The organism is Streptomyces sp. SCSIO 30461, assembly GCF_037023745.1.
GTDB lineage: Bacteria > Actinomycetota > Actinomycetes > Streptomycetales > Streptomycetaceae > Streptomyces.
In genome coordinates this window covers 872,764-898,632 of record NZ_CP146101.1, presented here as the reverse complement: position 1 = coordinate 898,632, position 25,869 = coordinate 872,764, and the positions used below count along the sequence as shown (strand labels likewise).

Genomic DNA, 25,869 nt, shown 5'->3' with positions numbered 1-25,869 from the left:
AAACGCTCTGTCCGTCAGCGCGTCTGATTCCGCTGAGGTTGTGGCGGGGACTGCTCGGCGGCAGTGGACTGACCGTCGTCGGGCACCTGCTGCGGTGTCGGGGCCTCACCTTGTCCCCGGCTCTGGTTGAGTCGAGCACTCTCCTCTATGTCGTGAAGCTCAGGGTGCCGGGTTGCAATCGTGTCGCGTAGGGCCACTTCGGCCTGCAGCTCGGTGGCGACGCTTCGAAACCGCTGGACGGCCTCCCGTTCCCTCGCGGCGCGTTGATGGGCGGAGGCCAGCTCCGTCCTGGCCCGCTTGTCCAGGTCGTGGCCGAGCCTGGACGCTCTGTCGCACAGCTCAGCGAGTTGCGGGCCAAGATCCTGCGGTGCTTCCGCAGGGTCCTGCGGTATGCCGAGTGCGCCGGCGAGGTCGCTCGTGCGGATGGCCTCCCAGGCCTCTCTTGTCGCTTGTGAGCCATCACCTGACTCGGACCGGTCGTCGTCGGCCAGCAGCTCACCGACCTGGTCCACGAGGCGGTGGAGTTCGACGGCGTAGGCCTCCCCTCGTGTCTGTCCGGTGGTCCCCTCCGCTGCCAGCCGCTCGCTGAGGAGCCGCTCAGTCTCGATCGCCTCCGCTACCGCCAACTCGGCGCGACTGGCCCCGTGTTCAGCATCGGCAAGCTGCCGCGCCAAGCCCTCGACGCTCAAGGATCCGTATGGACGTGCCGTAATCGGGAGGATCGCTACCCGCTCCAACTTCAGCCGCATCTGACCGAGTTGCTCTCTCTGTTCGCTGCTCAGCTTGTACCGCTTGCGCTCCACTGCTTCCAGGCGTGCGTCGAATTCGCTGACCCGTTGCCGGGTCCGGGTGATCGCTTCCTGGGCTTCGTCGACCGTGTGCGGCGGCAGTTCGATGCCGTATGCCGTGGCGAGCGCGCGGGTCAGTACGCCCTGGTCCTGGCTGCGCAGTTTCGTGATGGCGTCGGCCATGATGGCTTCCCACTTCGAGTCCGGCCGGGCATGGGAGGCCTGACGCCTTCTGTGGGCCTCGCGTTCGGCCTGCTCGACGGCGGGTGTGAGGGAGCTCCAGGGTGGGGCCCGGTGCGGTACGCGTTCGGTGGCCCGGGCTTCCGTAGCCGCGGGTTGGGCCGGAAGCTGCGCGGGTGCCGGCCGCTCGCGGAGCAGGTCGGAGATCATGTGGTCCGGCTTCGACTGGCCCAGGAACCGGGCGAAGGCGAGGACCGCACGCGGCAGCAGCTCCTTCTCGCTGCGGGCCGTGCCGAGGCGGGCCTGGGTCTCCTCGTCCTCGATGACCGCCAGGGGTAGCCAGATGTGGTTGGCCCGTCGAGCGCGCGTGATGCCGGGGTAGGTGGCGAAAGCATTCGCTCCGTGTCCGTACATCAGCGAGGTGTGGCAGGTCAGACCTTGGCTCGCCGCGATCGTCATGGCGTAGCCCAGCGACAGCGCTCCGGAAGCGATCCGCTCGGGCTTCACCCACGCCGACTCGTACCGGTAGCCGGCCTCGGCCGTGACGTCCTTGACTCTCCAGGTGATCTTGACCCGGTGTTCCGCGTCCATCGCCGTGATGACGGCGCGGTACCCGTTGAGCACGTCCGGTCCTTCGCCGCGCCGGGAGCGATAGTCGTTCGCTCGTACGCGCACCAGGTCGCCGACCGCGAGGGTGAGGGTGTCGCCGCCGGGGAGGGCGTAGGTGTGTTCGTCGCCGAGTTCGCCGGCGGCGCGGCGGATCTGCTGCGCGCCGAGGTTGAGGGCGTCGACGTGGGAGTTGCGGGCGGCGAGTACCGCCAGGTTCGCGGCCAGGTCCTGTGGGTTGGGCCAGTGGCTGCGGATCTCGTCCCAGGTGGTGAGGATCTGTGAGCGGGCTTCGTCGGCGGTTTCAGCGGCGTGTACGCGGCCGCCCTCGGCGAGCATCCGCAGGGCAAGTTCGTGGTCGCCGGTTCGCCAGATGTCCAGTGCGGCGCGTTCGGCGGCGTCCTCCTGGCGGCGGTTCTCGGTGAGGGTGAGCCCGTTGACCAGGTAGTGGGTCTCGCGGAACCAGCCCCCGGGGCCGATCGCCTGGAGCTGCAGGTGGTCGCCGATCGCGATGATTTTCGTGCCGGTGCGTGCGGCCTCGGTCATCAAGCGGGCGGCTGCACGGTCGTCGACCATGGTCGCTTCGTCGATGCACAGCACGTCCACGCCGCGCAGGCCCTTGCCGTTCTCGATCTCGTGCAGCCATGCCGCGACCGTCTTGGACGGGATGCCGGAGGACTCGGTGAGGTTCTTCGCCGCCACCGCGCTCAGGCACGCCCCCGCGTAGGTGATGCCGGAGGCGTCCCAGGCGATCCGGCAGGCGTCCATCAGCGTCGACTTGCCCGCGCCCGCGGCTCCGACGGCCGCCTCGATGCCGTGTCCTTCGGTGAGCATCCGGATGACCACGGCCCGCTGCTCCTCGGACAGCGGGAAGCCGCAGGCGATCTCGAAGATGCCGATGGCCGCGACGGCCTAGTCCACGCTCAGCTTCGCCGAGCCGTCGCCGACCCTAGCGAGTGCCTGGGTGGTGACGACGTTCTCGGCGTTGAGGATGTCCTGCGTGGTGTAGCGGTCGATGGACGACATCAGGGTGGAGCCGACCGACGGCACCCGCACCGCGTACCCCTCGACGGCGAGGACTTGGTCGGCGAGTTGCTCCAAGCGGTCCGGATCGGCGTCGATGCCGTACTCAAGACGGTTCGCGACGGCCGCCAGGAGCTGCGCGCGGCTGAACGACTTCTCGTGGGCCGTCAGTCCCGTCGCAGGAGCGAAGACCATGGCGGCGAGTTCGTCCGGCGGCGGAATGCGCGGGCCACCGTCCGGCCCAATTCCTGCGCTCTGCGGTCCTGGTGGCCCGGGAGCGGCTGCGGTCACCATCGCGTCGACGTCGACTCCCATCGCCTCGGCGCGTTGGCGCCAGCTGGCGCGCATCACGGTTGCGTCGGCATCGAGCTTGTCGCGCTTGGTCGCCAGAGACACCGCAGCCTTCTCCTGGCGGCTCGCGTCGGCGCCGGCCTTCTCGTCCACGAGCGCGGCGCGGCGGGAGTACGCGTCGCGCAGCTTGGCGGGGATGCCGCGGATCTCCCAGGCGCCAGTGCGCTCGTTCAGCTCGCGCCGGACCCCGAACCGCTCATAGGTCAACGCCCTGAACCGCGCCTTGAAGTAGGCGTCGGCGGCGGAGGCGTGCCGGTGGAGGTCGGTGCCGGAGTTGGCTATGGAGCGCCACTTGCCGTCCTCGCACAACGCGAGGTTGGCGATCACCAGGTGCAGATGCAGATGAGGGTCGCCGGGCTCCCCGGCCCGGACGGGCCGCGCGCTCTCGTGCATGACGACCCAGCCCATCAGCCCACCGATCTCGAGCCGAATCCGCTCGCCGTCCTCGCTGCCGACCGCGTACGCGCACCACCGCTCCAGCTGTCCGACCGTGTCGCGCATGGCCTGGATGGCCAGGGAGCGAAGGTCTTCCGCGTCCAACAGGCCTACGAGGCCATGCAGCAGGCTGTCGGATTTCGGCAGGTCGAGGACCACATCCCAGCCGCGGACACGGGAGTCGACACGGCGGTCCTTGTGCGCCCAGGCATCTGCGAGCTCCTCCTCTCCGTAGATGTCGGTGAGGGAGAGGCCGGCCGCTCGGACCAGCTTGTGCAGCGTCCCCACTTGCATGCGGTGGGCCTCGCCCCGGTGGTGCACCATCCGCTGCATCCGCTCAAGGACTCGCTGCTGGTTGGGCTTGCCCTCCAGGAGGACGGAGGGTTCGACGCCCCTCCTCTCGGCGACCGCCACCAGGGCTGCGACCGTACGGGCCGTGGTCAGCTGGGACTTCGGATGAGCTTGGAGCGAGTTGCGCGAGCCGAGCAGTCGAGCCCCGGTCGCCGGGTGACACCCGTTCATCAGGCAGCGCGCCGCGTTCTTGCCCTCCTCGTCCAGGACCTCGCCGTCGACCAGGCCGACGAGGTGGAGACCGGCCCCCACCCAGACCAGCTGAGTACCCCCTCGGGACGCAGGCGATAGTCGACCGTCTCGTCTCCGTCGTCGATGACGGCTGTCTGCTCGACCACAGCACACCCGGCCTGCTGCCGCAGCCGGTATTCGACCTGCTCGTCGGTACGGATCTTGGTCAGCCAAGCCACGGGGATCCCCCTGTCGTGGGGGCCGTCGCTGCATCTGCACTCGTGGCTGTCGAGGTTCGGCGGCGTGCGGATCGTCTGTGATCAAAGAGAAGGAGATCAAAGAGAAGGAGAGGACGAAGGGGGTTACCCTCGCGGGCAACCCCGGCCAGCCGGGGCAACGCGGCCGCATCCGGGCCGCTCGGAGTGGTAAGTCGATATGGCATGGGGCTTCTCCGGTGGAGTTCAGGCAGCGGCTGTTCCCGCAACTCCATGCCGTCGTACGACTCCTGCGACCGCCGTGGCCCGGGCTGCTTCCGCTTCTCCCGCCGGGCGGGTGTGGATCTTGAAATCCGGTCCGCCCGGCGGGACAGGCGCTCGCAGCCGAGTCGAGTTGCTGATCTGGCGGAGCTTGCCGTGGGGCGTCTTTGGGGCGGGTGCGTGCAGTCGCTGCTCGCAGCGCAGCCCTTGCTCCAGTGCAGAAACGCTCCGTGACGACCAGGGTTCGCTCCCCGCCACGGACACCCCAACCCGACAGGGATTACAGGAGAAATCGCTGACCTGCGAAAACGGCGACAGGGATGAGCGCAGGCAATGACAGGGATTACAGGGTTGAACGTTCAACCCTGTAATCCCTGTCATTGCCCTGTAGGCCCGGACGGGAACGAAACTGCTGGTCAGCGATTTCCCCTGTAATCCCTGTCGCTCGACTTTCGCCGTTCTGACCAACCGTCATGCCAAGTCTGTGCTGGCTGCGGCCCATGCCTCCTGGACGGCGCGGATTTCGGTATCGGTGGGCTGACCGGCGTCGATGGGCATAAATCGGGCTGCGATGATCGTCCGGCGGAGCTTGGCGGCCATGTCGGAGAACGCCGGGTGCGTCTTGGTGACGTACCACGGGGCCCGTGTGCGGTGCCCTGCCGTGTCGTGGGGGTGGTGGCCGTGCAGCGTGTACCAGATGACGGTGATGGTGTAGCAGTACAGGCCGAACGGCACGGTGCGTTCGATGGCGTGTCGGGTGCGGCTGCACGCCTGGCCGGCCCCGAGCACCTGACGTGCCTCGGCGAAGGTCACCTCGATGGACCACCGCCACGCGGTACGACAAGACCCCCGACAGCTACCTCGCCGGCCTCCACCTCCGCGCCTCGATGATCTGGCTCAGAGAGCTCACCCGGACCACCTGATGATCACAACCACATACGCTCCCTAGTCGGGCCACAGGGTGCGGCGCTCGCCGACGAGGGCGCCATCGGTGTCGCTGGGGTAGCCGCAAAGGACGCCGTCGTCTGCCTGAACGGCGAGGCCATCCCTCCCGGTGGAGTCGACCTTGTAGGGGTGACGGCCGCGCACGGCTCTCCCGCTCTTGCCGCGTGCAGCTGGTTACATGCGGGTCAGGTGGTGGGGGCCGGGGTGACGATGGGGGTGCTGAAGCTGCCCTTGTCGTTGCCGGGGTAGGCGTAGATGCTGCCGTTGGTGTGGATGGCGATCAGGTCGCTCTTCTGGTCGCCGTTGAAGTCGGCTTCGGAGATCAGTCGCATGTTCTGCCAGCCGCCGCCGGTCTTCTTAGCCGTGTCGAAGGTGCCGTTGCCCTTGCCGGAGTACAGGTACAGGTCTCCGCTGGTGTGGACGGCGTAGATGTCGGTCTTCCCGTCGCCGGTGAAGTCCCCGGCGGAGAGCATGCGCATGTTCTGCCAGCCAGCGCCCGTCTTGCTGGCCGCGTTGAAGGTGCCGTTGCCCTTGCCGGAGTACAGGTACAGGTCTCCGCTGGTGTGGACGGCGTAGATGTCGGTCTTCCCGTCGCCGGTGAAGTCCCCGGCGGAGAGCATGCGCATGTTCTGCCAGCCGGTGCCGGCCACGGAGGAGCCAGTAATGCCGTTCTTGCCGTTGCCCGGGTAGAGGTAGAGGTTGCCGTTGGTGTTCACGGCGAGGATGTCGGCCTTGCCGTCACCGGTGAAGTCGTTGGCGCCCAGCAGACGCATGTTGGTCCACCTGCCCTGGTTGACTTTGACACGCGTGCCGAACTTGCCCTTGCCGTCGCCAGGCTGGGCGTAGAGGTAGTCGTCGGCCGCATCGATCGCCAGCAGGTCGGCCTTCTTGTCACCGTTGAAGTCGGTGGCGGTCATCAGCAGCGCCCATGACCGGCCCGCGGTGGTGGCGATCCAGTCGGCCACATCATCGGTGCGTGTGGCCATGGCGTCGGTGCGGGTCTCGCTCTCGCCCAGACAGCCGCCCTGGCGTGAGCGGGTGGCGATGCCCACAAGCGCGACGCCTTCCTCGGTCTCGCGCAGCAGCGGAGCGCCGGTGTCACCCTTGCACAGTGCGTCGTTCGCGGTGGCACCGGCCATCGTGAGCTCGGTGTCGGAGAGCGCGCCGACCTTCATCGATGCGACATGGGCGGCGCCGGGCACCCATTCAGTCTTGGTGCGGCCGAAGCCGACGGCCTGCAGGGTGTCACCCTCGCCGGCGGGGGAAGCGGACAGGGGGAGGAGGGCGATGCCGTTGGTAGGTGTCGCGAGGCGCGCCATGACCAGGTCGCGGCTGGGGGAGGGCACGAGTTCCACGACTTCGGCGACGTGTCCCCCGGTCCCGGTCAGGGAGCTCCGGCCGATGGTCGCGGTGGTCTTGAGGACCGGCTTGCCTGCGGCGATCTGGGTGGAGTTGGCGGGGTCGTCGGCGAAGCAGGCCGCGGCGGTCAGTACCCACAGGCGGTCGACCAGGGCACCGGAACAGGAACGGGAGGTATCGCCTTCACCGATGTGGAGGCGCGCGACGGGTGCCTGGGTGCCAGCGAGGGCGTCGGAACCGGTAGCGGCTACGGCAGGTATGCCGGTGAGGGCGGCTGAACTGGCGGCCGCGGCCAAGACCGTGGTGAGTACGGCGAGACGGGTACGTGTACGGGACACGGTGGCGACCATCCTTGCTGCGGGTCGGAAGGTGACTGCGATGGGGCCCTCAGCCGGTGAGGCGTCCCCCGGAATCTGGATACAGGGGTACAGAAGAACAATGTCACTGAACAAGATCAACACTGCCGCGCGGAGGCGGCCGCGTCCGGGTCCTGCTGTGCGGGGTTACGGCTGGGTGACGACGGGGCGGAGAAGTTGCCCTGGCCGTTGCCCGTGAGGTGCAGAGGGAGGCGTCGTTGCGCACGGTGACGGGGTCGGCCTTGCCGTGGATGTTGACCCAGACCAGCACGATCGGCGCCTTGAGGAGCACTGCAGCCGCGAGGGCACAGCTGTCGGCTGTGCCCTCGCGGTGTGTGCGGGTGGTCAGCTGGCTGAGGTGGTGGTGGGCCACATCAGGCGGCCGGGTGCGATGGTTCCGGCGCCGTCGCCGGCGTACCAGTACAGGCCGCCCGTCTTGACGCGGCCGAGGAGGTCGCCCTTGCGGTCTCCGTTGACGTCGCCGGCGAGGACGGTCTCCATGCCGGACCAGCTGGCGTCGTGCCAGAGCAGGACGGCAGCGCCGAGCGTGTGCTTGGAGTTGCCGGGGTAGAGGTGCAGTTTGCCGTTGGCCGCTACGGCGATCATGTCGTCGTACGTGTCGCCGTTGAGGTCGCCGGCGGCGATGAGGCGCTTGTCCCACGTCTTGTCGGGCCACAGGCTGAGGCGCTCGCCGGTGAGGACGCCGTCGGTGTTGCTGGGGTAGCCGTACAGGGCGCCGTCGTCTGCCTGAACGGCGAGGCCGTCACGGCCGGAGGAGTCGAGCTTGTAGCGGGCGATGGGCCGCGTGCTGCTCCAGGTGTTGTCCTTCCACATGGGGCGGCTGTCGCCCAGCTTCCCGGTGGTTCCGGTGCCCGGGTAGAACAGGAGCGCACCGGCGGCGGAGATCGCGGCGATGTCTCCCTTGCCGTCGCCGTTGAAGTCACCGCCGATGATCTTCTTGACGCTTCCCCAGCCCTTGTCGCGCCAGAGGTCGCGACCGTATTGCAGGGTTCCGTCGGTACGGCCGTAGAAGGCTCTGAGGGAGCCGTCCTCGAGTACCGCGGCGACGTCGAGGCGCCCGTCTCCGTTGAAATCGGCGGAGGTGATCACTTCGGTGACGTTCTGGACGTGGGGGGCCAGGCGCAGTTGCTGGATCCAGGGAGCGATGTCGTCGGTGCGCGTGGCAATGGCGTTGTTGCGCGTCTCGGTCTCACCGAGGCAGCCGCCCTGCCAGGACCGGCTGGCAACGCCGACGAGGTAGGTCTTTCCGTCCTTGGTGCGCAGGAGCGGAGCTCCGGTGTCGCCCTTGCAGATCGCGTCGCCCGCGGTCTTGCCCGCGATCTTGACTTCGTTCTGGGTGGCCGAGTTGACCGTGAAGGCGGAGGTATGGAGCTTGCGCGGGACCCACTCGTCCTTGGTGCGCCCGTAGCCCGGGACGGTGATCGTGTCGCCCTCGGCCGCAGAACTGGTGGTCACGATGGCGGCGGTGATGCCGGAGGTGGGAGTCTCGAGGCGTGCCATGACGAGGTCGCGGTCGGTGCGGGGTACGAGTTCGACGACTTCGCTGACGTGACCGCCTGTTGCCGTGAGGTCGGCGCGGCCGATGGTGGCTGTCGTCTTGTCCGCCGGCTTGCCTGGCTTGAGTTCGGTGAGACCGCCGGTGAAGCAGGATGCGGCGGTGAGCAGCCACTGGGGGTCGACGAGGGTGGCGGAGCAGGACCTGGTCTTGTCGCCCTCACCGATCACCAGCCGTGCGGCGAACTCGTACGAGCTGTCCGTAACCGCAGGGCCGGTTACGGCAGACGCGGAGGCAGCGGACAGCACGAGTGGTCCCGATATGAAGGCCGTGGCCACCGCAAGAAGGCGCAGGGATCTGGCGTGTCGCAAAGCTTTGTTTCCTTGGTGTGAGCCGCGCCCAGGTACGGGCACGCAGAGAGGCGGTGTTGACTGTGGGCAACGCCAGGGCGAGGCGTCGGACCACGGCAGCGTGTGCCGATCTTGCCGACGATGCCGTGGAAAGTCGCACGACGTCACGGGGGTGGGTCTAGCCTTCAAGGGGCGTCTACCGTGGTAGCGCATCATGATCGCGGCCGAAGCACAGTTCTGGTTCAGAGATGCGCGCCTGGCAGTCGCCTGGTTGGCGGTTAGCCGGTGACGCGGAGTTCGACCAGAGTCGTCATGGGCTTGCCGAGTCCCTGGCCGACACTCTCGAAGTCGTCCTTGGCAACGTTGACGGTCTGGGAGTCGCCGGCGTCCGTGGTCAGCTTCGCCGACACCGGGTGGTCGGCGGTCTCGATGTAGAACACGCGAGGCACTTCGAGGGCGAGGAAGCCGTACTTGGCGGTGGCCCGGAAGCAGAAGAGCTTGGGCTTGTCCTGCTCGTCGGGGCCACGGGTGACCTGGACGTTGATCTGCGCCTTGTCGGAGCTGTCGCAGTCGGCGAGGACGATGTTGCCATCACCGCGGATCAGCTTGATCATCTTCTGTTCGAGGATCTGCGCGGCGTTGGGGTACTCGAAGGTCTCGACGGCGTACGGCATCGACGCGTCGGCCACGGGCGAGTCGGCGGCGGGTGGCGAGGCCAGGGCGGGAACGGCGAGGGTCAGGGCGGCGGCACCAGCGAGGGCGGCGCCGATCATCAGCTTGCGGGCATGCGTGAACACCTGAGGGCGTCCTTCCGGGAAACGGCTGTGGTCATCAGCCGTGAATCGAGCGATAGGAAACTCGCAGCGCCACACGCGGAGTCAGAAACTCATCAGCGAATCCCAGTTGACAAGAAAACACTCGCGTACAATGTCTGTCAATTCCGCATAAGGTGAACTAGATCACCGCACCCCGGCGCCATGAGTGATGGTCAAGGTGGGGTAATGTGCGGCGAACTCGGACCATGTGCACCCAGTCGCCATCGGCAACCTCCGGTCGACCTTCGACTCTGGCGCCACACGCCGCACACGCCGAGTGGGGGGCGGATCGCGTTCGCTAATTTTGAACGCGAACATTCAAATCTTTGAACTTCTCAGCCGCTCCCTCGATCCGGATTCCGGCGATGGTGTGTCGTCGGCGATGAGATGAGTGATCTTGAGGCGAAGACTGCGTGCACCCCGGCACGCGAATAGAGCGTGGCGCACCCTGCGGGCGCTGCTGGTGAGCCTGCTGCCGGTTGCCCTGGTCGTAGGGCTCATGGGCTCCGCACCGGCTGTGGCCGACGATGGCTTCGACGACGAGAGCCCGGTCAGCGCGATACCCGCCACCGACCGTGGCAAGGTCGTCGAGCTCTGGAAGGAGGGCGGACCTGGCGTCAAGGCTGCCGCCGAGGTCGCCCTCACCGGCAGCGACGCCGAGGTGAAGGACTTCCTCGACAATGTGGCCCCCGGGCTCCAGGTCGACGACGACCGCGTCTCCGTGGCGCAGATCGCCACGGTGGGCGGCGTCAACGTCCAGGAAGCGGCCCGCAAGGCGCTGTCGGCGTCCGACGCGGATCTGCAGGCGTTCCTCAAGGACGGGTGGAAGCATCCGCTCGAGGAGGACCAGCGGCTCCGTGTCGCCCAGCTGATGGACGCCGGCGGGCCCACTGTCCAGGAGGCCGGCAAGGCCGCGCTCAACGGGTCGGCCACCGACGTCCAGGCCTTCCTCAACAAGGGTCAGTACACGGCGCGCGAGGATGACGAACGACTGCAGCTGGCCCAGATCCTGAGCACCGGCGGGCCGAACGTACGGGCCGCGGGCAAGATCGCCATGAAGGGCAGCCCGGCCGACATCCGCGAGTTCCTGGAAGTGGGCCAGCACATCGCCCGCGACCGGGACCGCGAGCACGCCACGATCGCCGAGCTCTCCGCGCAGGCCGTCGAGGCCGGACGCCAGGCCCTGGTGGAGACCAAGGCCGCGGAGGAGACTTCCAAGCGCGCCATCGCGGCCGCGGCGCTGGCCAAGACGGCAGCCGAGAAGGCGGCCAAGGAGACCGAACTCGCGCGCAACGACGCGCTCAGCGCCGCCGCTGCGGCGGGCCGCGCGGCCAAGGCCGCCGACCAAGCCGCCTCCGCGGCCCAGCAGGCCATCAGTGCCGCACGGGCCGCCAACAACTCCGCCCGCATCGCCGCCAACGCCGCGGCCCAAGCCGCCTCGGCAGCCGCAGGCGCCGCCAACGCCGCCTCCAACGCACGCGGTGCGGCGGCCGCCGCCGCGGTCAACGCGAGCGACGCGGCCAAGGCACGTACCGCCGCGGAAAACGCGCGGGCCGCGGCTCAGGGCGCGGACATTGCGGCCGATGCCTCCGACCAGGCCAGCATCGCCGCGGACCGCGCCGCGGACGCCGCCAACGCCGCCAGCCAGGCCGGTGCCAACGCGCAGAACGCGGCCAGCGCGGCCAAGAGTGCCAGCGACTTCGCCGACCAGGCCGGTGTGCACTCCCAAACGGCCAGGGACGCCGCTGCCCGCGCCGACCGCCAGGCCAAGGAGGCCTCCCGAGCCGCCCAAGAGGCCAGGAACCTGGCCCGCAAGTCGGCCCAAGCGGCCCGGGACGCGCGCGACGACGCCCGCTCGGCGGCCACGCACGCCCGCAACGCCGCCAAGGCAGCGGACGAGGCAGCCGAACACGCCGGTGACGCCGCCAAGGCGGCCGCGCAGTCCACCGCTCACGCCAAGGCTGCCCAGGAGGCCGCCACCCGCGCGTCGGACGCGGTCGCCAAGGCCGTCAAGACCCACGAGCTGGCACTGCAGATCGAGAAGGAGGAACGCGCCGAACGGGCGAACAGCGGCATGGAGAAGGCCATCGCCCTGGCCGACTCCACCGCCGCCTTCGACCAGGCGCGCAAGGACGCCGTCAAGGAGGCGCAGGACCTGGAGACCGAGGCCAGGAAGCTGGCCGCGGAGGCGAACGCGCCCGGCGCCGACGCCAAGGACGTCGCCCTCAAGGCCCGCAAGATCGCCATCAGCGCGATGAAGGTCCGGGGCCCCTGGAGCCGGACGGCCGCCGAGGTCGCCCTCGCGGGCACAGACAAGGACGTCACCGACTACATCCGTACCGGATGGACCCAGGCCGCCCAGCAGGACGACCGCACCCGGGTCGAGAACCTCGCCCTCCTCTCGGAGATCGAGCCGGTCCGGGCCCAGGCGGTGACCGCGCTCTCCGGCGACGCCATCAAGATCACCTCCTTCCTGGAGACGGGCCAGTACGCGGCCGCGTCCGACGACTTCCGCGTGCAGATCGCCCAGATCATCAGCAAGGGTGGACCCAACGTCCAGGAGAGCGGCCGCGCGGCCCTGAACTCGGGCTCCGAGGAGAAGTACCGCCAGTTCCTCGTCACCGGGCAGTTCACCGCGCAGTACGACGACGACCGCCTCATCGCCGCGGGCCTCGCCGACGGGGGCTCCACGGCGCCCGACAAGTGCTCTGTCAGCGAAGCGACGGTCGCCGCCTGCATCGCCCTCAAAGCCCCAGCCCAGGCCCTGCACGAGTTCGCCCTCTTCGGCCAGCTCAAGGCCAAGCGCAAGGACCTGCTCGCGGCCACTCACGACCTGCAGATCAGCAAGCTGATCCAGGACGCCGCCAAGGTCGCGGCGACCGCGCAGGAGAACGCCGACCGGGCCCAGGCCGTCGCAGCCGACGCCCGCAAGGCCGCCACTGAGGCCGACAAGTACCGCAAGCAGGCCGAGGCCTCGAAGAACAAGGCCCAGGGGTACGCCAACCAGGCAGCCGAGTCGGCCAAGCAAGCCACCGAGTCCGCCAACCGCGCGGCCGAGTCGGCGAAGAAGGCCACCGAAGCCGAGGCACAAGCCAGGCAATCCGCCCGTGAGGCCAGCCACTCCGCGGCCCTCGCCGAGTCCTCCGCAACTGCCGCGCGCGGTTCGGCCGACGAAGCCTGGTCGTACGCCAACGAGGCCAAGCAGTCGGCGATCGCGGCCGGCAAGGACTCCGACGCGGCTGACAAGGCGGCCAAGGACGCCTTGGCTGTGTGGATGAGCAAGTCCCGCGAGGAAGCGGAGGCCGCCCGCGAGGAAGAGAACCGCGAAAGTCTGGCCGCCCTCCAGGAAATGGAGGAGGCCATGGCCGACGCGGCGGCCGACGACGAGACAAGCGTCTGGGACGTGCTCTCAGGCGTCGGACACACGGCGCTCGACGTTGCAGGCCTCATCCCAGCAGTCGGCGAGGTCGCCGACCTGGCAAACGCAGGCTGGTACGGACTCGAAGGCGACGCCCTCAACGCCTCCCTCTCCGCAGCCGCAGCCATCCCGGTCGCCGGCTGGGGCGCCACCGGCGCCAAATGGGGCAAGAACGCCTACCACGGCGCAGAAGCCTTCATGAAGGCAGAACGGGCCAGCGGCGCCGTCCCAAACATTTGGGGGGCAAAGACGAAGAAGGGGAAGGTCAAGACCCCACCGGTTCAGAATGCACTCGATCACTGGAATAGTCACCGCGCAGAGTTCCCTGAACTACAGAATGCGAAGCAGTACGTCGAAAGGGCTCACTCCTACCGCGCCGTGTACCTTGCCGATAAGAAGCCTGCCGGTTATCGCGTCTGGGACCGGAAGAACGGATCGGACCAAACCGGTTACGTCGTCTATGAAGAGAGAACAAACACTCTCACCTCATACAACAAGGATGGCGTACCGAACACGATGAACCGACCGGCCCCGAAGAGTGATTCAAATCCACGTGGTTTCGATACCTCTCGATACCCTACACTCAAGGATTACCTGAACGACCAGGGCGTCGAGCGTAAGTAGACCGACTCCGCCTGGAAAATAGTTGAGGAAGGTATACATGCGAAGCCAGGAAGACGAGGATATCTGCCGAGTCTGCGGCTACAGCGACGGTGAACTCTTCTACGAGGACACATGGGCTACAAATGCCATCTGCCCCTGCTGTGGCGCCGAGTCAGGTATCCAAGCTCTCAGCTTGCAGGGTGCTCGCGAGTATCGCGGATACTGGACTGGCCACGGAGCTCGCTGGTTCCGCCGAAAGGAGCAGCCTCCGGGCTGGGATTTGGTGAAGCAGCTCACCAACATCCCCAGAGAATGGCGCTAGCGAGAAGCTGGCTCCTCTAGTCCACCCTCGCTGGGAGGACGGGCGCCGGATCGTCCGCCCTCCCAGCTTCCCTCAGCAGTACGGAAAGGCATTCGGTGTACTGTGCCGGGCTCCCGCCCGCTATGCACTGCGAGCACGGCCAGTTCCGAAGGGCCAGTGGGTCGTTCTTGAGGATGTGCTTCCGCATCCGAAAACGTAGCGTGATCAAACAGACGGTCAGGACTGACTACAGGGCCCCGGCGTTTGCCCGGGTCGTCCGGTTTGATCATGTGATGCCGTAGAGGCTGAGGACGAGGGTGCGTTCGGTGTGGGCCCGGCGGCCGGCGGCGGTGTTGACGTACCCGGCAAGCTTGAGCGCGCTGCGGATCAGGTCGCGGACGGCGGCGAGGACTGGGGGCGTGTTGTGGGTCCTGACCTGGGACTTGTCCTCGTTGAAGGTCACATCCCGACACCAGTGGACGGTGTTCTCCACGGTCCGGGGCCCCTGGAGCCGGACGGCCGCCGAGGTCGCCCTCGCGGGCACAGACAAGGACGTCACCGACTACATCCGTACCGGATGGACCCAGGCCGCCCAGCAGGACGACCGCACCCGGGTCGAGAACCTCGCCCTCCTCTCGGAGATCGAGCCGGTCCGGGCCCAGGCGGTGACCGCGCTCTCCGGCGACGCCATCAAGATCACCTCCTTCCTGGAGACGGGCCAGTACGCGGCCGCGTCCGACGACTTCCGCGTGCAGATCGCCCAGATCATCAGCAAGGGTGGACCCAACGTCCAGGAGAGCGGCCGCGCGGCCCTGAACTCGGGCTCCGAGGAGAAGTACCGCCAGTTCCTCGTCACCGGGCAGTTCACCGCGCAGTACGACGACGACCGCCTCATCGCCGCGGGCCTCGCCGACGGGGGCTCCACGGCGCCCGACAAGTGCTCTGTCAGCGAAGCGACGGTCGCCGCCTGCATCGCCCTCAAAGCCCCAGCCCAGGCCCTGCACGAGTTCGCCCTCTTCGGCCAGCTCAAGGCCAAGCGCAAGGACCTGCTCGCGGCCACTCACGACCTGCAGATCAGCAAGCTGATCCAGGACGCCGCCAAGGTCGCGGCGACCGCGCAGGAGAACGCCGACCGGGCCCAGGCCGTCGCAGCCGACGCCCGCAAGGCCGCCACTGAGGCCGACAAGTACCGCAAGCAGGCCGAGGCCTCGAAGAACAAGGCCCAGGGGTACGCCAACCAGGCAGCCGAGTCGGCCAAGCAAGCCACCGAGTCCGCCAACCGCGCGGCCGAGTCGGCGAAGAAGGCCACCGAAGCCGAGGCACAAGCCAGGCAATCCGCCCGTGAGGCCAGCCACTCCGCGGCCCTCGCCGAGTCCTCCGCAACTGCCGCGCGCGGTTCGGCCGACGAAGCCTGGTCGTACGCCAACGAGGCCAAGCAGTCGGCGATCGCGGCCGGCAAGGACTCCGACGCGGCTGACAAGGCGGCCAAGGACGCCTTGGCTGTGTGGATGAGCAAGTCCCGCGAGGAAGCGGAGGCCGCCCGCGAGGAAGAGAACCGCGAAAGTCTGGCCGCCCTCCAGGAAATGGAGGAGGCCATGGCCGACGCGGCGGCCGACGACGAGACAAGCGTCTGGGACGTGCTCTCAGGCGTCGGACACACGGCGCTCGACGTTGCAGGCCTCATCCCAGCAGTCGGCGAGGTCGCCGACCTGGCAAACGCAGGCTGGTACGGACTCGAAGGCGACGCCCTCAACGCCTCCCTCTCCGCAGCCGCAGCCATCCCGGTCGCCGGCTGGGGCGCCACCGGCGCCAAATGGGGCAAGAACGCCTACCACGGCGCAGAAGCCTTCATCAAGGCCCAGAAAGCACTCGGAGGGGCTCCTCACATCTGGGCCGCGAATAAGAAGTTTCCGCACGCGCAGAACGCTGCTAAGCACTGGTCGAAGCACAAGTCAGAGTTCCCTGAGCTTGCAAAGGCACGCGACTACGTCGAGCTGGCACATGCCCATCGAGGTGCTCTCAGCACACCCAAGCCTCCTAATACTCCAGCTGTAGATCGTGATCTTGCTGGGGGCGTGATCGAGAGCCTCAGCTGGCCGATGTGCGTGTTGTGCTGAGGGGTCTGGGGCGTTGGGCCAGTCTTGAGCCCGTCGGGACCGTAGCAGTGGGCCCGCGCCCCAGGTGTCGGTGGCTGCACGTACGGTCTGCGCATGACTGATCAGTGGTGGGCGTGCGTCAGCGGCTCGAGGCGGCGGGTGCAGGGCCTTCCGGCAGCAAGGTGTTTGGGGCATTGGGGCACAGGTGGATCGTGGAGGACCCGCTTACCCAGGGTGAGCTTGCCGAACTCGAGGCGCAGACGGGCGTGCGGCTGCCGGAGGAGTACCGGACATTCCTGCTCCACGTCGGTGCGGGTGGCGCCGGCCCCGCGTACGGCCTGTTCCCAGTTCGGCGCGTGCAAGGCCGCTGGCGTTGGGAAGGCGACGGCGCGGACCTGGCCGACCTGACGAGACTTGCCGCGCCGTTTCCCGACCAGGGCCCGGACCCGAAACTGCTCGACGACCTTCTTGCCCAACGCCCCGAGGAAGAGGACTTCGACGACATCGAGGACTTCGACGACGCCATCGAGGCTTGGGACGAGCGGTGGGAGGCCATCATGTTCGCCCCGGAGCGCACCGCCGGCGCCATCGTGATCTCCCACCTGGGCTGCGCCCAGAGAGAATGGCTGGTCATCAACGGCAGCCACCGTGGCACGATCTGGTCCGATTGCCGGGTGGACGACGTCGACCTCGCCCCGCTGCTCGACGACGACGGTACGCCGGTGACGTTCGCCCGCTGGTACACCGACTGGCTGGAGAAAGCCGAGCGCACAGCCCTGTCGGCACCGTAGGCCCATCGGCCTGTGCTGTTGAGCGTTACGGTGAAACGGGCTAAGCAGGGCCCTCAGCCAAGGTGGGCCGGTGTGGAGACGGGTGCGGCCACCGTTGATCATCGTGACTTGTGTGGAGTAACGATGAGACGGTGGCCGCAGGTCACAGCATAGATCCCGTCCGTTGGCGGGATGCGTTCGAGGTGGCCATGGGTCGGATCGCGGGCCGGTTCGTCCGGGTCGAACCACGGATGCGGGCCGGGCGGTTGGTGCTGGGCCTGCTGGCGGACCTGCCGCGCAAGAACTGCTGGACGATCGCGGAGTGGGCCGGGGAGGCCAGCCCGCACGGCATGCAGCATCTGCTGTGCCGAGCCGTTTGGGATGCCGACGGCATCCGTGACGACGTGCGCGAATACGTCGTCGAGCACCTCTATGACGAGGCCGCGGTCCTGGTTGTCGACGAGACCGGCGACGTGAAGAAGGGCACCCACACGGTTGGGGTCCAGCGCCAGTACACCGGAACGGCTGGACGGATCGAGAACTCCCAGGTTGCGGTCTACCTCGTCTACGCCGGGATGCGCGGGCACGCGGCGGTCGACCGGGAGCTGTACATCCCGCGCTCCTGGACGTGCGACCCGGACCGCTGCCGGGCAGCCGGACTCGGCCAGGACACCGTCTTCGCGACCAAGCCGGAACTGGCCCGCACGATGATCGAACGGTTCCTGGACGCCGGACACCACGTCGGCTGGGTCACCGGGGACGAGGTCTACGGCGGCAACCCAAGACTCCGTACGGCTCTGGAGGAACGCGGCATCGGCTATGTCCTCGCGGTGGCCTGCTCGGCCGAAGTGCCCACCGGCGCAGGCAAGTTCCGCGCCGATGCCCTGGCGGCGAAGGTGCCGAAGCGGGCCTGGCAGAAGCTCTCGGCCGGACACGGCGCGAAGGGGCAGCGATTCTACGACTGGGCCGTCATCGACCTCGCCGAGGCAGCCCCGGGCCACCACCAGCTGCTGATCCGCCGCAACCGCAGCACCGGTGAACTCGCCTACTACCGCTGTCACTCCACCACGCCGGCATCCCTGGCCACCCTGGTCAAGGTCGCAGGTTCCAGATGGCGGGTGGAGGAGACCTTCCAAACAGAGAAGGGACTGGCCGGGCTGGATGAGCACCAGGTCCGCCGCTACCCCTCGTGGGCCCGCTGGGTCACCCTCGCGATGCTGGCCCACGCCTTCCTCGCCGTCGTCCGCGCCGACGAACACGCACACCGACCCACGCCGGACGACCTGATCCCGCTGTCCTGCAACGAGATCTGCCGCCTGTTCATCGCGCTCGTCGTCCGGCCCGTCCTCGACGCGGCCCACCGGCTTGCCTGGTCCGACTGGCGCCGCCGCCACCAGGCACGATCACGCACCAGTCACTACCGGCGGCAAGCCGCATCCCAGACATGAAGATCACGATCTACAGCTGGAGTACTAAGGGATATCGCGCGTGGGACCGACTGGACAAGAGCGGTAATGTGAACGGCCATGTGGTGTATCACAAGGAAACCAACACCTTGGTCGCCTACGATGCGGACGGAGTTCCCAAGACTATGAACCGCCCCTCTGGACCGAGGAGCGATAAGAATCCCAACGGGTGGCCGTCGCAGTTCAAAACACTTGAGGAATATCTCAGTGCTCAGGGCCAGCGAGAACGCTGAAAGGCCAGGCCATGAACGACAATGAACAGCTGGATGAATATCCGACACCAGGACCCGACGAGGAGACCTTTTGCCGCGTATGCGGATACGACGACAATACTCTCTTCTGGGAAGGTGGCTGGCCTACGGCAGAAATCTGCCCATGCTGCGGTCACGAATCTGATGTGGGCGACGGAAATCTCGAGTACATCCGCACGATCAGAGGGGAATGGGTTGGGAAAGGTGCGGCATGGAGCTCTCCCAGTTGGAGGCCCAATGGTTGGGACCTGTTGAAGCAGATCGCACATCTGCCAGCAGAATGGCGATGACACCTCCCACGGTTCGTTTCGACTAGTCCAGGGATCCACGCCCCTCTTTCTGCTTAGGGCTCCGTTCAATCGATGCTGATCTTGGTTTCTGAAGGTCAGTGGCCGGTGTGGTGAGGCGTCCTTCAGGCCGTCAAATTCGGCCTCCTTCACTCGGAGAGCAATGGGGAGGGTCGCCCCTGGGGTCCCCTGGGGTCGTGCGACCACCAAGCACGCCTCTGGGCTGGGGCTTGGTGAAGCAGCTCGCGAACATCACCAGAGAATCGCGCTAGCCTCGCTCTTGCATGAGGGTCCGTCAGCTTGCTGACGGACCCTTTCTTTCGTTCGTGGTGGCCTTTTGTGGGTCTTCGAAGTTGAGACGTCGTTGCATTTGGCATGGCCGGTAGGGTTCGTGCGTGACGATCACGTAGCGTCTGGTGCCTGACGGACTGTGGGAGTTGTTCCAACGCGCGGTGCCGGTGGCGCCGGTGCGTCCGCAGGGCGGTAGCCGCCGCGTCAGCCGCTCCCGACTGGCTGCGAGAGGTCCCCGCCGTCGGCATCCTGCGGACAGTGTGGCTGCAGCAGTTCCAGCGGACGGTCACGGGCGGGGTGCAGGAGGTGGCCTGACGGGGGAAGAATAATCTCCCGCCCAGCAGAGCGAGGATCACCTCGCCTTACGACCCCGACCCCGCAACGCCGCCAAGGCAGCGGACGAGGCAGCCGAACACGCCGGTGACGCCGCCAAGGCGGCCGCGCAGTCCACCGCTCACGCCAAGGCTGCCCAGGAGGCCGCCACCCGCGCGTCGGACGCGGTCGCCAAGGCCGTCAAGACCCACGAGCTGGCACTGCAGATCGAGAAGGAGGAACGCGCCGAACGGGCGAACAGCGGCATGGAGAAGGCCATCGCCCTGGCCGACTCCACCGCCGCCTTCGACCAGGCGCGCAAGGACGCCGTCAAGGAGGCGCAGGACCTGGAGACCGAGGCCAGGAAGCTGGCCGCGGAGGCGAACGCGCCCGGCGCCGACGCCAAGGACGTCGCCCTCAAGGCCCGCAAGATCGCCATCAGCGCGATGAAGGTCCGGGGCCCCTGGAGCCGGACGGCCGCCGAGGTCGCCCTCGCGGGCACAGACAAGGACGTCACCGACTACATCCGTACCGGATGGACCCAGGCCGCCCAGCAGGACGACCGCACCCGGGTCGAGAACCTCGCCCTCCTCTCGGAGATCGAGCCGGTCCGGGCCCAGGCGGTGACCGCGCTCTCCGGCGACGCCATCAAGATCACCTCCTTCCTGGAGACGGGCCAGTACGCGGCCGCGTCCGACGACTTCCGCGTGCAGATCGCCCAGATCATCAGCAAGGGTGGACCCAACGTCCAAGAGAGCGGCCGCGCGGCCCCACGCTCAAGGATTACCTGAACACCCAGGGCATCGAGCGTAAGTAGACCGACTCTGCCCGAAAAATAGTTGAGGAAGGTATACATGCGAAGCCAGGAAGACGAGGATATCTGCCGAGTCTGCGGCTACAGCGACGGTGGACTCTTCTACGAGGACACGTGGCCGACAAATGCCATCTGCCCCTGCTGTGGTGCCGAGTCGGGGATCCAAGCTCTCAGCTTGCAGGGTGCTCGCGTGTACCGCGGATACTGGACTGGTCAGGGAGCTCGCTGGCGCTACCCAAAGGACCAGCCTCCGGGCTGGGACTTGGCGACGCAGCTCACCAACATCCCCAAAGAATGGCGCTAACGAGAATCTGACTCCTCTAGTTCCACCCTCGCTGGGAGGACGGGCGCCGGATCGTCAGCCAGAACGACGCGGATACAGCTGGACTCTTCGCCTATCTGAAGTCAATAGGCTACCCGATGCATCCGAAGCAGACGGGTCTGCACGGAGATACACACGCGGAAACGAAGCTTGCATACAAAATGTGATGGGCGACATTGAGCAGGCAGAAATTGTCATCAATAACAACAAGGGCGTATGCACGGGCCGAGGCAGTTGCTCGATCCTGGTAAAGGCAATCCTGCCTAAAGGATGGACACTGACGGTACACTACCCGGGAGACACGAAGCGCCTGGTGGGCGAAGGGCCTGGGAGAAAGAAATGATCGTAGAATACTGGCTTGACGGCGAGGCGTATCATGTCTCAGCGAGGAGAGATATTGATAGCGCCATCACTAAAGTCATAGAGGCATTGGAGTGGGAGCGTCCGGTCCCCGTTGGCTTCTTTCCGGGGACTGTCGGAGAATTCCACGTCTTTAACGTGTCGGAAATTTCTGAAATCCCACCCTATGCAGAAAATTCTCTGCGGATCGGAATCAACAAGGAAACCAAATTCGGTGGAATGACCTGGTCGGGTGAAGATTCCGAACATTCCGACCATTTCCACTGGATCACCAAGAACGACTCTCCACCAGATTTCGACCCAAGGGTCACGTCGGACGACGGACACCCACTCTGGTATGACAGAAGAAATGTTATTCCCATCGAAAAAATAAGAACAGCAATCGAAGAATACTTCTTCAACGGCGGGCTCCGTCCTCCAAGTTTGGAATGGGAGCCGGGCACTGTTCACGGGCAGCGCCTCGATGCCAAGTACTAGGTGAGTGCTAGATGTGGGGGCAAGTCGGAAATTCCGGCTTGCCTCCACATCGAGTTCTGCAGCGATCGTTGGCGATTCACGGATGGAGAACGTTGCGAGATCGATTTTGTCGGCTGCGCATCGGGTGGGATAAGCGGGCCGCTCCGCGAGTGATTTAGGGGGTCTTCGAATTTAGTGGGGGGTGCGGCGGTGACGGGCGCGCTCGCCGGTCACGCTGTGTGAGGTGGTTGGGGTGCGGGCGCCCTGGACGCAAGGAGCCCGCGGGCCTTCGTGATCATGGTTGTTGTCTAGGCAACCGATCATGAAACCCCACGGGCTTGAACAGCGACGATACCGGCATCAACGAAGCGGCAACGCGACTTCTGGGGCTGGAGGGGGTGAGTGTGACGCAGGTCAAGGACGACGGGGCGGGCGGTTCGACGGTGTACGTGGTCACGAGCGAGGACTCCGCCCGGGCCTGCCCCTCGTGCGGGGTCTTCGCCACCCGGCTGAAGGACTACCGCACCACCCGGCCCCGGCACCTGCCCTGCGGTGGACGCCCTGTGAGTATCCGGTGGCGCAAGGCACGCTGGTACTGCGCCGAACCCGCGTGCGAGCGCGGCTCGTTCACCGAGGCGATCCACGCGGTGCCCGCCGGGATGCGCACCACCACCGCCCTGCGCCGGGCGGCGGGGGCCGCGGTCTGCGACGGATCCCGCACCGTCGTGCAGGCCGGCCGCGACCTGTCCTTGAGCTGGCCCATCGTGCAGCGATGCTTCGAGGACTACGCCGCGACGGTCCTGCCCGAGACGCCGCCCGCGACCGAGGCGGTCGGGATCGACGAGACCCGGCGGGGCAAGCCGGTCTGGGCCCAGAACCCGGCCACGCAGAAGTGGGAACTGGTCGCGGACGCCTGGCACATCGGCTTCGTCGACGTGATCGGCGGGCAAGGACTGTTCGGGCAGGTCGAAGGCCGCAACGCCACCTCGGTCGCCGACTGGCTCAGCTCCCAGCCCGCATCCTGGCGGGCACAGGTGCGCTACGTCGCCATCGACCTGTGTTCCACCTTCCGCGCCGCCGTCCACCGTGCCCTGCCGCACGCGACCGTGGTCGTCGACTGCTTCCACATCGTGCAACTCGCCCAGCGCCACCTCGCCGACCTGCGCCGACGCCTCACCTGGCGGCAGCACGGCCGCCGGGCCCGCAAGGGCGACGGCATCTACACCGTCCGCAAACTCCTGCGCCGCAACAAAGAAGACCTCACCGAAGACCAACGCCTCCTCCTGAAGACCGAGTTGGAGTACATGGGCACCTACGGCCGGCAGATCCACGCGGCCTGGCAGGCCAAGGAACTCCTGCGCGACCTCCTCGGCCTGGCCGTCAGCCGCACCCACCACGCCCCCGACCGCTCCGCGATCTCCGCCGCCCGCCACCGCTTCTTCACCCACGTCGCCGACCACGCCCACCTGCACGAACTCCTCACCCTCGCCGAGACCATCGAGCAGTGGTGGGACGGCATCGAGACCTACCTGACCACCGGCATCACCAACGCCGCCTCCGAAGGCAACAACCGCCTCATCAAGCTCGAAGCGCGTAACGCCTTCGGCTTCCGCAACCGCGCCAACCAGCGCCTACGCTCACGCTGTGCGACCACCCGCCGGAGCCGACGGCAGGCGCACCCCCACTAAATTCGAAGACCCGATTTAGGTGGTGACAGCATGATCGTTCTTGCGAGCACGCATGCCGGGGAGGTTTACGCCCACTCCGAGCATCAGATCGATTCTCTCATAGATCACATCATGAGCGATCTCGTCCAGAAGGGGGAAACTGACGACGGTTTCGAGATCGTACCCGAGAGGGCCGTAGTCAGTATCGCCAAGGGGAAGTACCCGGAAGAAACCGACGAGAGATGGGCAACCAACTACCTCTATGTCTCGGTGAATACCAGAAACGGGTACGGGGCGCTAAAGTGGTGGACCAGCGAGATTCCGGAAGGGGCGCCTAATGAGGATGTCTCACGCTTCATCTGGACTTCGGGAAATCCGAATCCCCCGTCTTTCGACCCTGAACTGGTCGCGGATCCTGGAAACCCCACATACTACCCCCGCGAGGCCGCCATTCCCAAAGCGCAAGTACGCGACGCCCTCAAGGAGTTCTGCAGCGCGAGAACAGGACAGAGGCCGAAATGCATTCCATGGCTCCTTCTTGATCAAACTGTGTGAAATCTGAGCGTACGCCTCGCATCCCAATCTTGACCGAAGATGCGAGGCGTACACCTTCGTAGAAGTAGAAAATCAGCTCCCAAGCGTCGGAACACGGCCTGTAGCCCAGGGCGATTGCAAAGTCATGGTGATCTCTCGGATGTGCAGGTCACGGCGGTATGACGATGCTGGTCGGGTGCGCGACCGGACGCAACGAAGTCGCCCCGGCCCCTGGCGGGCCCGCCCCGTGTACTACAGCACCGATCAACCGTCACAAGATCTGCTGCTGTAGTACACGGATCCGAGCTGGTCCCCCACCCCGGCATTCGGCCCGCAGCTACTGAGGTTGAACTCGCGATAGCGGGCGGGTTGGTCATGGCGGTTCGATGAACAGGCCGGTCTCGGCGAGGCAGCCGTCAAGCAGGTGCGGGCGGTACTGGATCTTCTTCAGCTTGCGCTTCATGACGCGGACGAGGTGATCGAGGTTGGCGGCGGCGAAGTTCTCCAGCGACCGTTTGAGCAGCGACCACACTCCCTCGGCCGGGTTGACCTCGATCTGTCAGCGGTGATCGCTGCCGGGTAGCGTCTTCGGCTCGCCCTGTTTGTCCCGCGTATTGGCGGGTGGGGCCGTCGCGTGTCGCTGCGGCTGCGCCGGGTTCCACGGTCCCGGTGGTGGTGCCGGTCTCTCCTTCCTGGTCTTCGTCGGGGCGGGGTCCGCGCGTCAGGTGACGGCGGAAAGCTCGGTCAGACGCCGCCAGGCCGTGGCGAATGCCCTGGCCCAGGGCCAGTCGGCAGGGAGGCGGAGGTGCCGGCGGCGGGCGTGGTGGGCGAGGCGGGCGGGCAGGTGGTAGATCCGAAAGCGCATGGTGTCGGGTTCGGCGTCGGCGAGGCCGTCCTGGTCGTGGAGGGCCAGGAGACGGAGCCAGGCGTCGAGGTCGGCCGCGAGGTTCGCGGTCAGCATCCAACTCGTGTTGTTCTGCCAGGATTTCGAGGGCAGGTTGTGCAAGCCCATGGCCTTGTTCGTGCGCACGCGGTCTTCGACCACGGCATGGTGGCGGTGCACGGCGTCCAGCCACTGGATCTGGTGGGAGCCGACGACCCGGGTCATCTTGTTGATGTTCGTGGCGATGACCGAGTACTTCCAGCCGGTCTTCTTCTCGAAGTCGGTCAGGTTCGCCAGGTGGCGGCTGGAGGGTCTGACCCGGCGGACGATCAGCCGCAGGCCCCGGCTCCAGCCCTCGCGTCCGTTCAGTCCGCTCAACTCGGCGACGAAGTAGCCCTCCTGGACGCTGCCGTCCTGGTTGAGGGATGCCTCCCACGCTGCCTCGGGCAGTTTCGCGATGGCCTGCTCGTCGGCCTCGGTGATGGTCCAGCCGGTGGTGAAGCGGACCGTGCGCCGACGCGTGTTCAAGCCGAGGAGATGTTCGTGCAGGCCGTGGGTCGCGCCGGCCCCGTCGACCCGCACGAGGATCTTCGCGCGCGAGGAGCCCGGGATCTGGGCGAGCGCATCGGCGAGCACCGCCTTGTGGTCGGCGACCGTGTTCGAGCCCGCGTTGCCGCTCCGCAGCAGCATCGCCAGACACTCGCCGGTGTTCGCGCACCACGCGGCCAGAGGATGAAACCCGAAGCTCTTCTTCCAGGTCGCCGCCGCGCCCTCTTTCTTCGAGGCGGCCGTGATGATCGTTGCGTCCATATCGACGATCACCCAGTGGTGCAGGCGTTTCCCGGCGATGGTCAGCCAGGGAAATCCGCCGGGCCGCAGCGCCAGCCACGACCACACCGTACGGCGGATCCGCGCCCGGGCCCGGTTGATCGCCGCGATCCGGTCGGCGTCACACAGGTTCAGGGTGCGGTGCACCGTGGAGTCCGAGACGCCCGGGCCCATCACCCGCTCATGGTGCCAGGCGAGCTGTCCGGCCTCGGCCACACTGCGGGCGCCGAGCGCGATCGATATCGCCAGGTGGACGAGGACCACTGCCCGGTCCCGCCAGCCCGGACCGCCGGTCGGGAACACCCCGGACAGGGCCCCGGTCAGCCCCGACCGGTCCGCAAGGCGCCGCAGCAACACCACCCCGGCATGCCCGACCAGGCCTTTCCCGTCAGCCCTCACGACCAGGCCCCGGTCCCACCCTGTACGCTCGCTCACCAGAAAGGTGTCCTGACTCCTGCACCCGATGCTTCCTCGACAGTCGCATCCTC

At 67.0% G+C, this 25,869-nt stretch carries 19 protein-coding genes and 1 pseudogene; 10 read left to right on the top strand and 10 right to left on the bottom strand.

The window, feature by feature from the left end; genetic code table 11:
* Window positions 1-14 precede the first annotated feature (14 nt).
* The 7 genes from V1460_RS04155 to V1460_RS04125 all read right to left on the bottom strand — a co-directional run bounded on the left by V1460_RS04155 (window position 15) and on the right by V1460_RS04125 (window position 9,704).
* Window positions 15-2,420, bottom strand: coding sequence for an AAA family ATPase (locus V1460_RS04155; protein WP_338672195.1), 2,406 nt, complete (start codon window positions 2,418-2,420; stop codon window positions 15-17).
* Between the two features lie 66 nt (window positions 2,421-2,486).
* Complete coding sequence (gene mobF / locus V1460_RS04150) at window positions 2,487-3,986, bottom strand: MobF family relaxase (protein ID WP_338672194.1); 1,500 nt, start codon at window positions 3,984-3,986, stop codon at window positions 2,487-2,489.
* An 866-nt stretch (window positions 3,987-4,852) separates the two neighbouring features.
* The gene (locus V1460_RS04145) at window positions 4,853-5,194 is read right to left on the bottom strand and encodes a hypothetical protein (RefSeq protein WP_338678377.1); all 342 of its coding nucleotides are present in this window, start codon (window positions 5,192-5,194) and stop codon (window positions 4,853-4,855) included.
* 132 nt (window positions 5,195-5,326) lie between these two features.
* Window positions 5,327-5,470 (bottom strand): hypothetical protein, encoded by a 144-nt coding sequence (locus tag V1460_RS04140; protein WP_338672193.1) that lies wholly within the window; start codon window positions 5,468-5,470, stop codon window positions 5,327-5,329.
* 41 nt (window positions 5,471-5,511) lie between these two features.
* Complete coding sequence (locus V1460_RS04135) at window positions 5,512-7,023, bottom strand: FG-GAP-like repeat-containing protein (RefSeq protein ID WP_338672192.1); 1,512 nt, start codon at window positions 7,021-7,023, stop codon at window positions 5,512-5,514.
* 363 nt (window positions 7,024-7,386) lie between these two features.
* Window positions 7,387-8,928 carry a trypsin-like serine protease gene (locus V1460_RS04130; protein WP_338672191.1) on the bottom strand — a complete coding sequence of 514 codons (1,542 nt, stop codon included), beginning with the start codon at window positions 8,926-8,928 and terminating at the stop codon, window positions 7,387-7,389.
* Between the two features lie 257 nt (window positions 8,929-9,185).
* A complete protein-coding gene (locus V1460_RS04125; RefSeq protein WP_338672189.1) occupies window positions 9,186-9,704 on the bottom strand; it encodes a hypothetical protein in 519 nt (172 codons plus the stop codon).
* A gap of 415 nt (window positions 9,705-10,119) precedes the next feature.
* Between V1460_RS04125 and V1460_RS04120 the strand changes: the two genes are divergently transcribed.
* Window positions 10,120-13,764, top strand: a complete 3,645-nt coding sequence (locus V1460_RS04120; RefSeq protein WP_338672188.1) for a hypothetical protein — start codon at window positions 10,120-10,122, stop codon at window positions 13,762-13,764.
* Window positions 13,765-14,330: 566 nt separating this feature from the next.
* Here V1460_RS04120 and V1460_RS04115 read toward each other — a convergent pair.
* A pseudogene (locus V1460_RS04115) lies at window positions 14,331-14,549 on the bottom strand (ISAs1 family transposase); the annotation flags it as partial.
* Here V1460_RS04115 and V1460_RS04110 point away from each other — a divergent pair.
* The 9 genes from V1460_RS04110 (at window position 14,464) to V1460_RS04075 (ending at window position 23,691) form a co-directional block, all read left to right on the top strand.
* On the top strand, window positions 14,464-16,161 hold the full coding sequence (locus V1460_RS04110) for a hypothetical protein (RefSeq protein WP_338672187.1): 1,698 nt from the start codon (window positions 14,464-14,466) through the stop codon (window positions 16,159-16,161). The pseudogene V1460_RS04115 and the gene V1460_RS04110 overlap by 86 nt on opposite strands.
* A 191-nt stretch (window positions 16,162-16,352) precedes the next feature.
* Window positions 16,353-16,931, top strand: a complete 579-nt coding sequence (locus V1460_RS04105; protein WP_338672186.1) for an SMI1/KNR4 family protein — start codon at window positions 16,353-16,355, stop codon at window positions 16,929-16,931.
* Window positions 16,932-17,119: 188 nt separating this feature from the next.
* Complete coding sequence (locus V1460_RS04100) at window positions 17,120-18,358, top strand: IS701 family transposase (RefSeq protein WP_338671805.1); 1,239 nt, start codon at window positions 17,120-17,122, stop codon at window positions 18,356-18,358.
* Window positions 18,355-18,609 carry a hypothetical protein gene (locus tag V1460_RS04095; protein ID WP_338672185.1) on the top strand — a complete coding sequence of 85 codons (255 nt, stop codon included), beginning with the start codon at window positions 18,355-18,357 and terminating at the stop codon, window positions 18,607-18,609. Before V1460_RS04100 ends, V1460_RS04095 begins: the two co-directional genes overlap by 4 nt.
* Before the next feature lie 1,174 nt (window positions 18,610-19,783).
* Complete coding sequence (locus V1460_RS04090; protein WP_338672184.1) at window positions 19,784-20,308, top strand: ALF repeat-containing protein; 525 nt, start codon at window positions 19,784-19,786, stop codon at window positions 20,306-20,308.
* Window positions 20,309-20,456: 148 nt separating this feature from the next.
* Window positions 20,457-20,996, top strand: a complete 540-nt coding sequence (locus V1460_RS36225; protein ID WP_407077395.1) for a DddA-like double-stranded DNA deaminase toxin — start codon at window positions 20,457-20,459, stop codon at window positions 20,994-20,996.
* Window positions 20,993-21,490: an Imm1 family immunity protein gene (locus tag V1460_RS04085; RefSeq protein WP_338672183.1), complete on the top strand. Its 498-nt coding sequence runs from the start codon at window positions 20,993-20,995 to the stop codon at window positions 21,488-21,490. Before V1460_RS36225 ends, V1460_RS04085 begins: the two co-directional genes overlap by 4 nt.
* 317 nt (window positions 21,491-21,807) lie before the next feature.
* Window positions 21,808-23,157 (top strand): ISL3 family transposase, encoded by a 1,350-nt coding sequence (locus V1460_RS04080; RefSeq protein ID WP_338671528.1) that lies wholly within the window; start codon window positions 21,808-21,810, stop codon window positions 23,155-23,157.
* Window positions 23,158-23,187: 30 nt separating this feature from the next.
* Window positions 23,188-23,691 (top strand): Imm1 family immunity protein, encoded by a 504-nt coding sequence (locus tag V1460_RS04075; RefSeq protein ID WP_338672182.1) that lies wholly within the window; start codon window positions 23,188-23,190, stop codon window positions 23,689-23,691.
* Window positions 23,692-24,043: 352 nt separating this feature from the next.
* Here the strand turns inward: V1460_RS04075 and V1460_RS04070 are convergent, their stop codons facing one another.
* Both V1460_RS04070 and V1460_RS04065 read right to left on the bottom strand, forming a co-directional pair.
* Window positions 24,044-24,202, bottom strand: coding sequence for a hypothetical protein (locus V1460_RS04070; RefSeq protein ID WP_338672181.1), 159 nt, complete (start codon window positions 24,200-24,202; stop codon window positions 24,044-24,046).
* Between the two features lie 189 nt (window positions 24,203-24,391).
* The gene (locus tag V1460_RS04065; protein ID WP_338672180.1) at window positions 24,392-25,816 is read right to left on the bottom strand and encodes an IS1380 family transposase; all 1,425 of its coding nucleotides are present in this window, start codon (window positions 25,814-25,816) and stop codon (window positions 24,392-24,394) included.
* Window positions 25,817-25,869 lie beyond the last annotated feature (53 nt).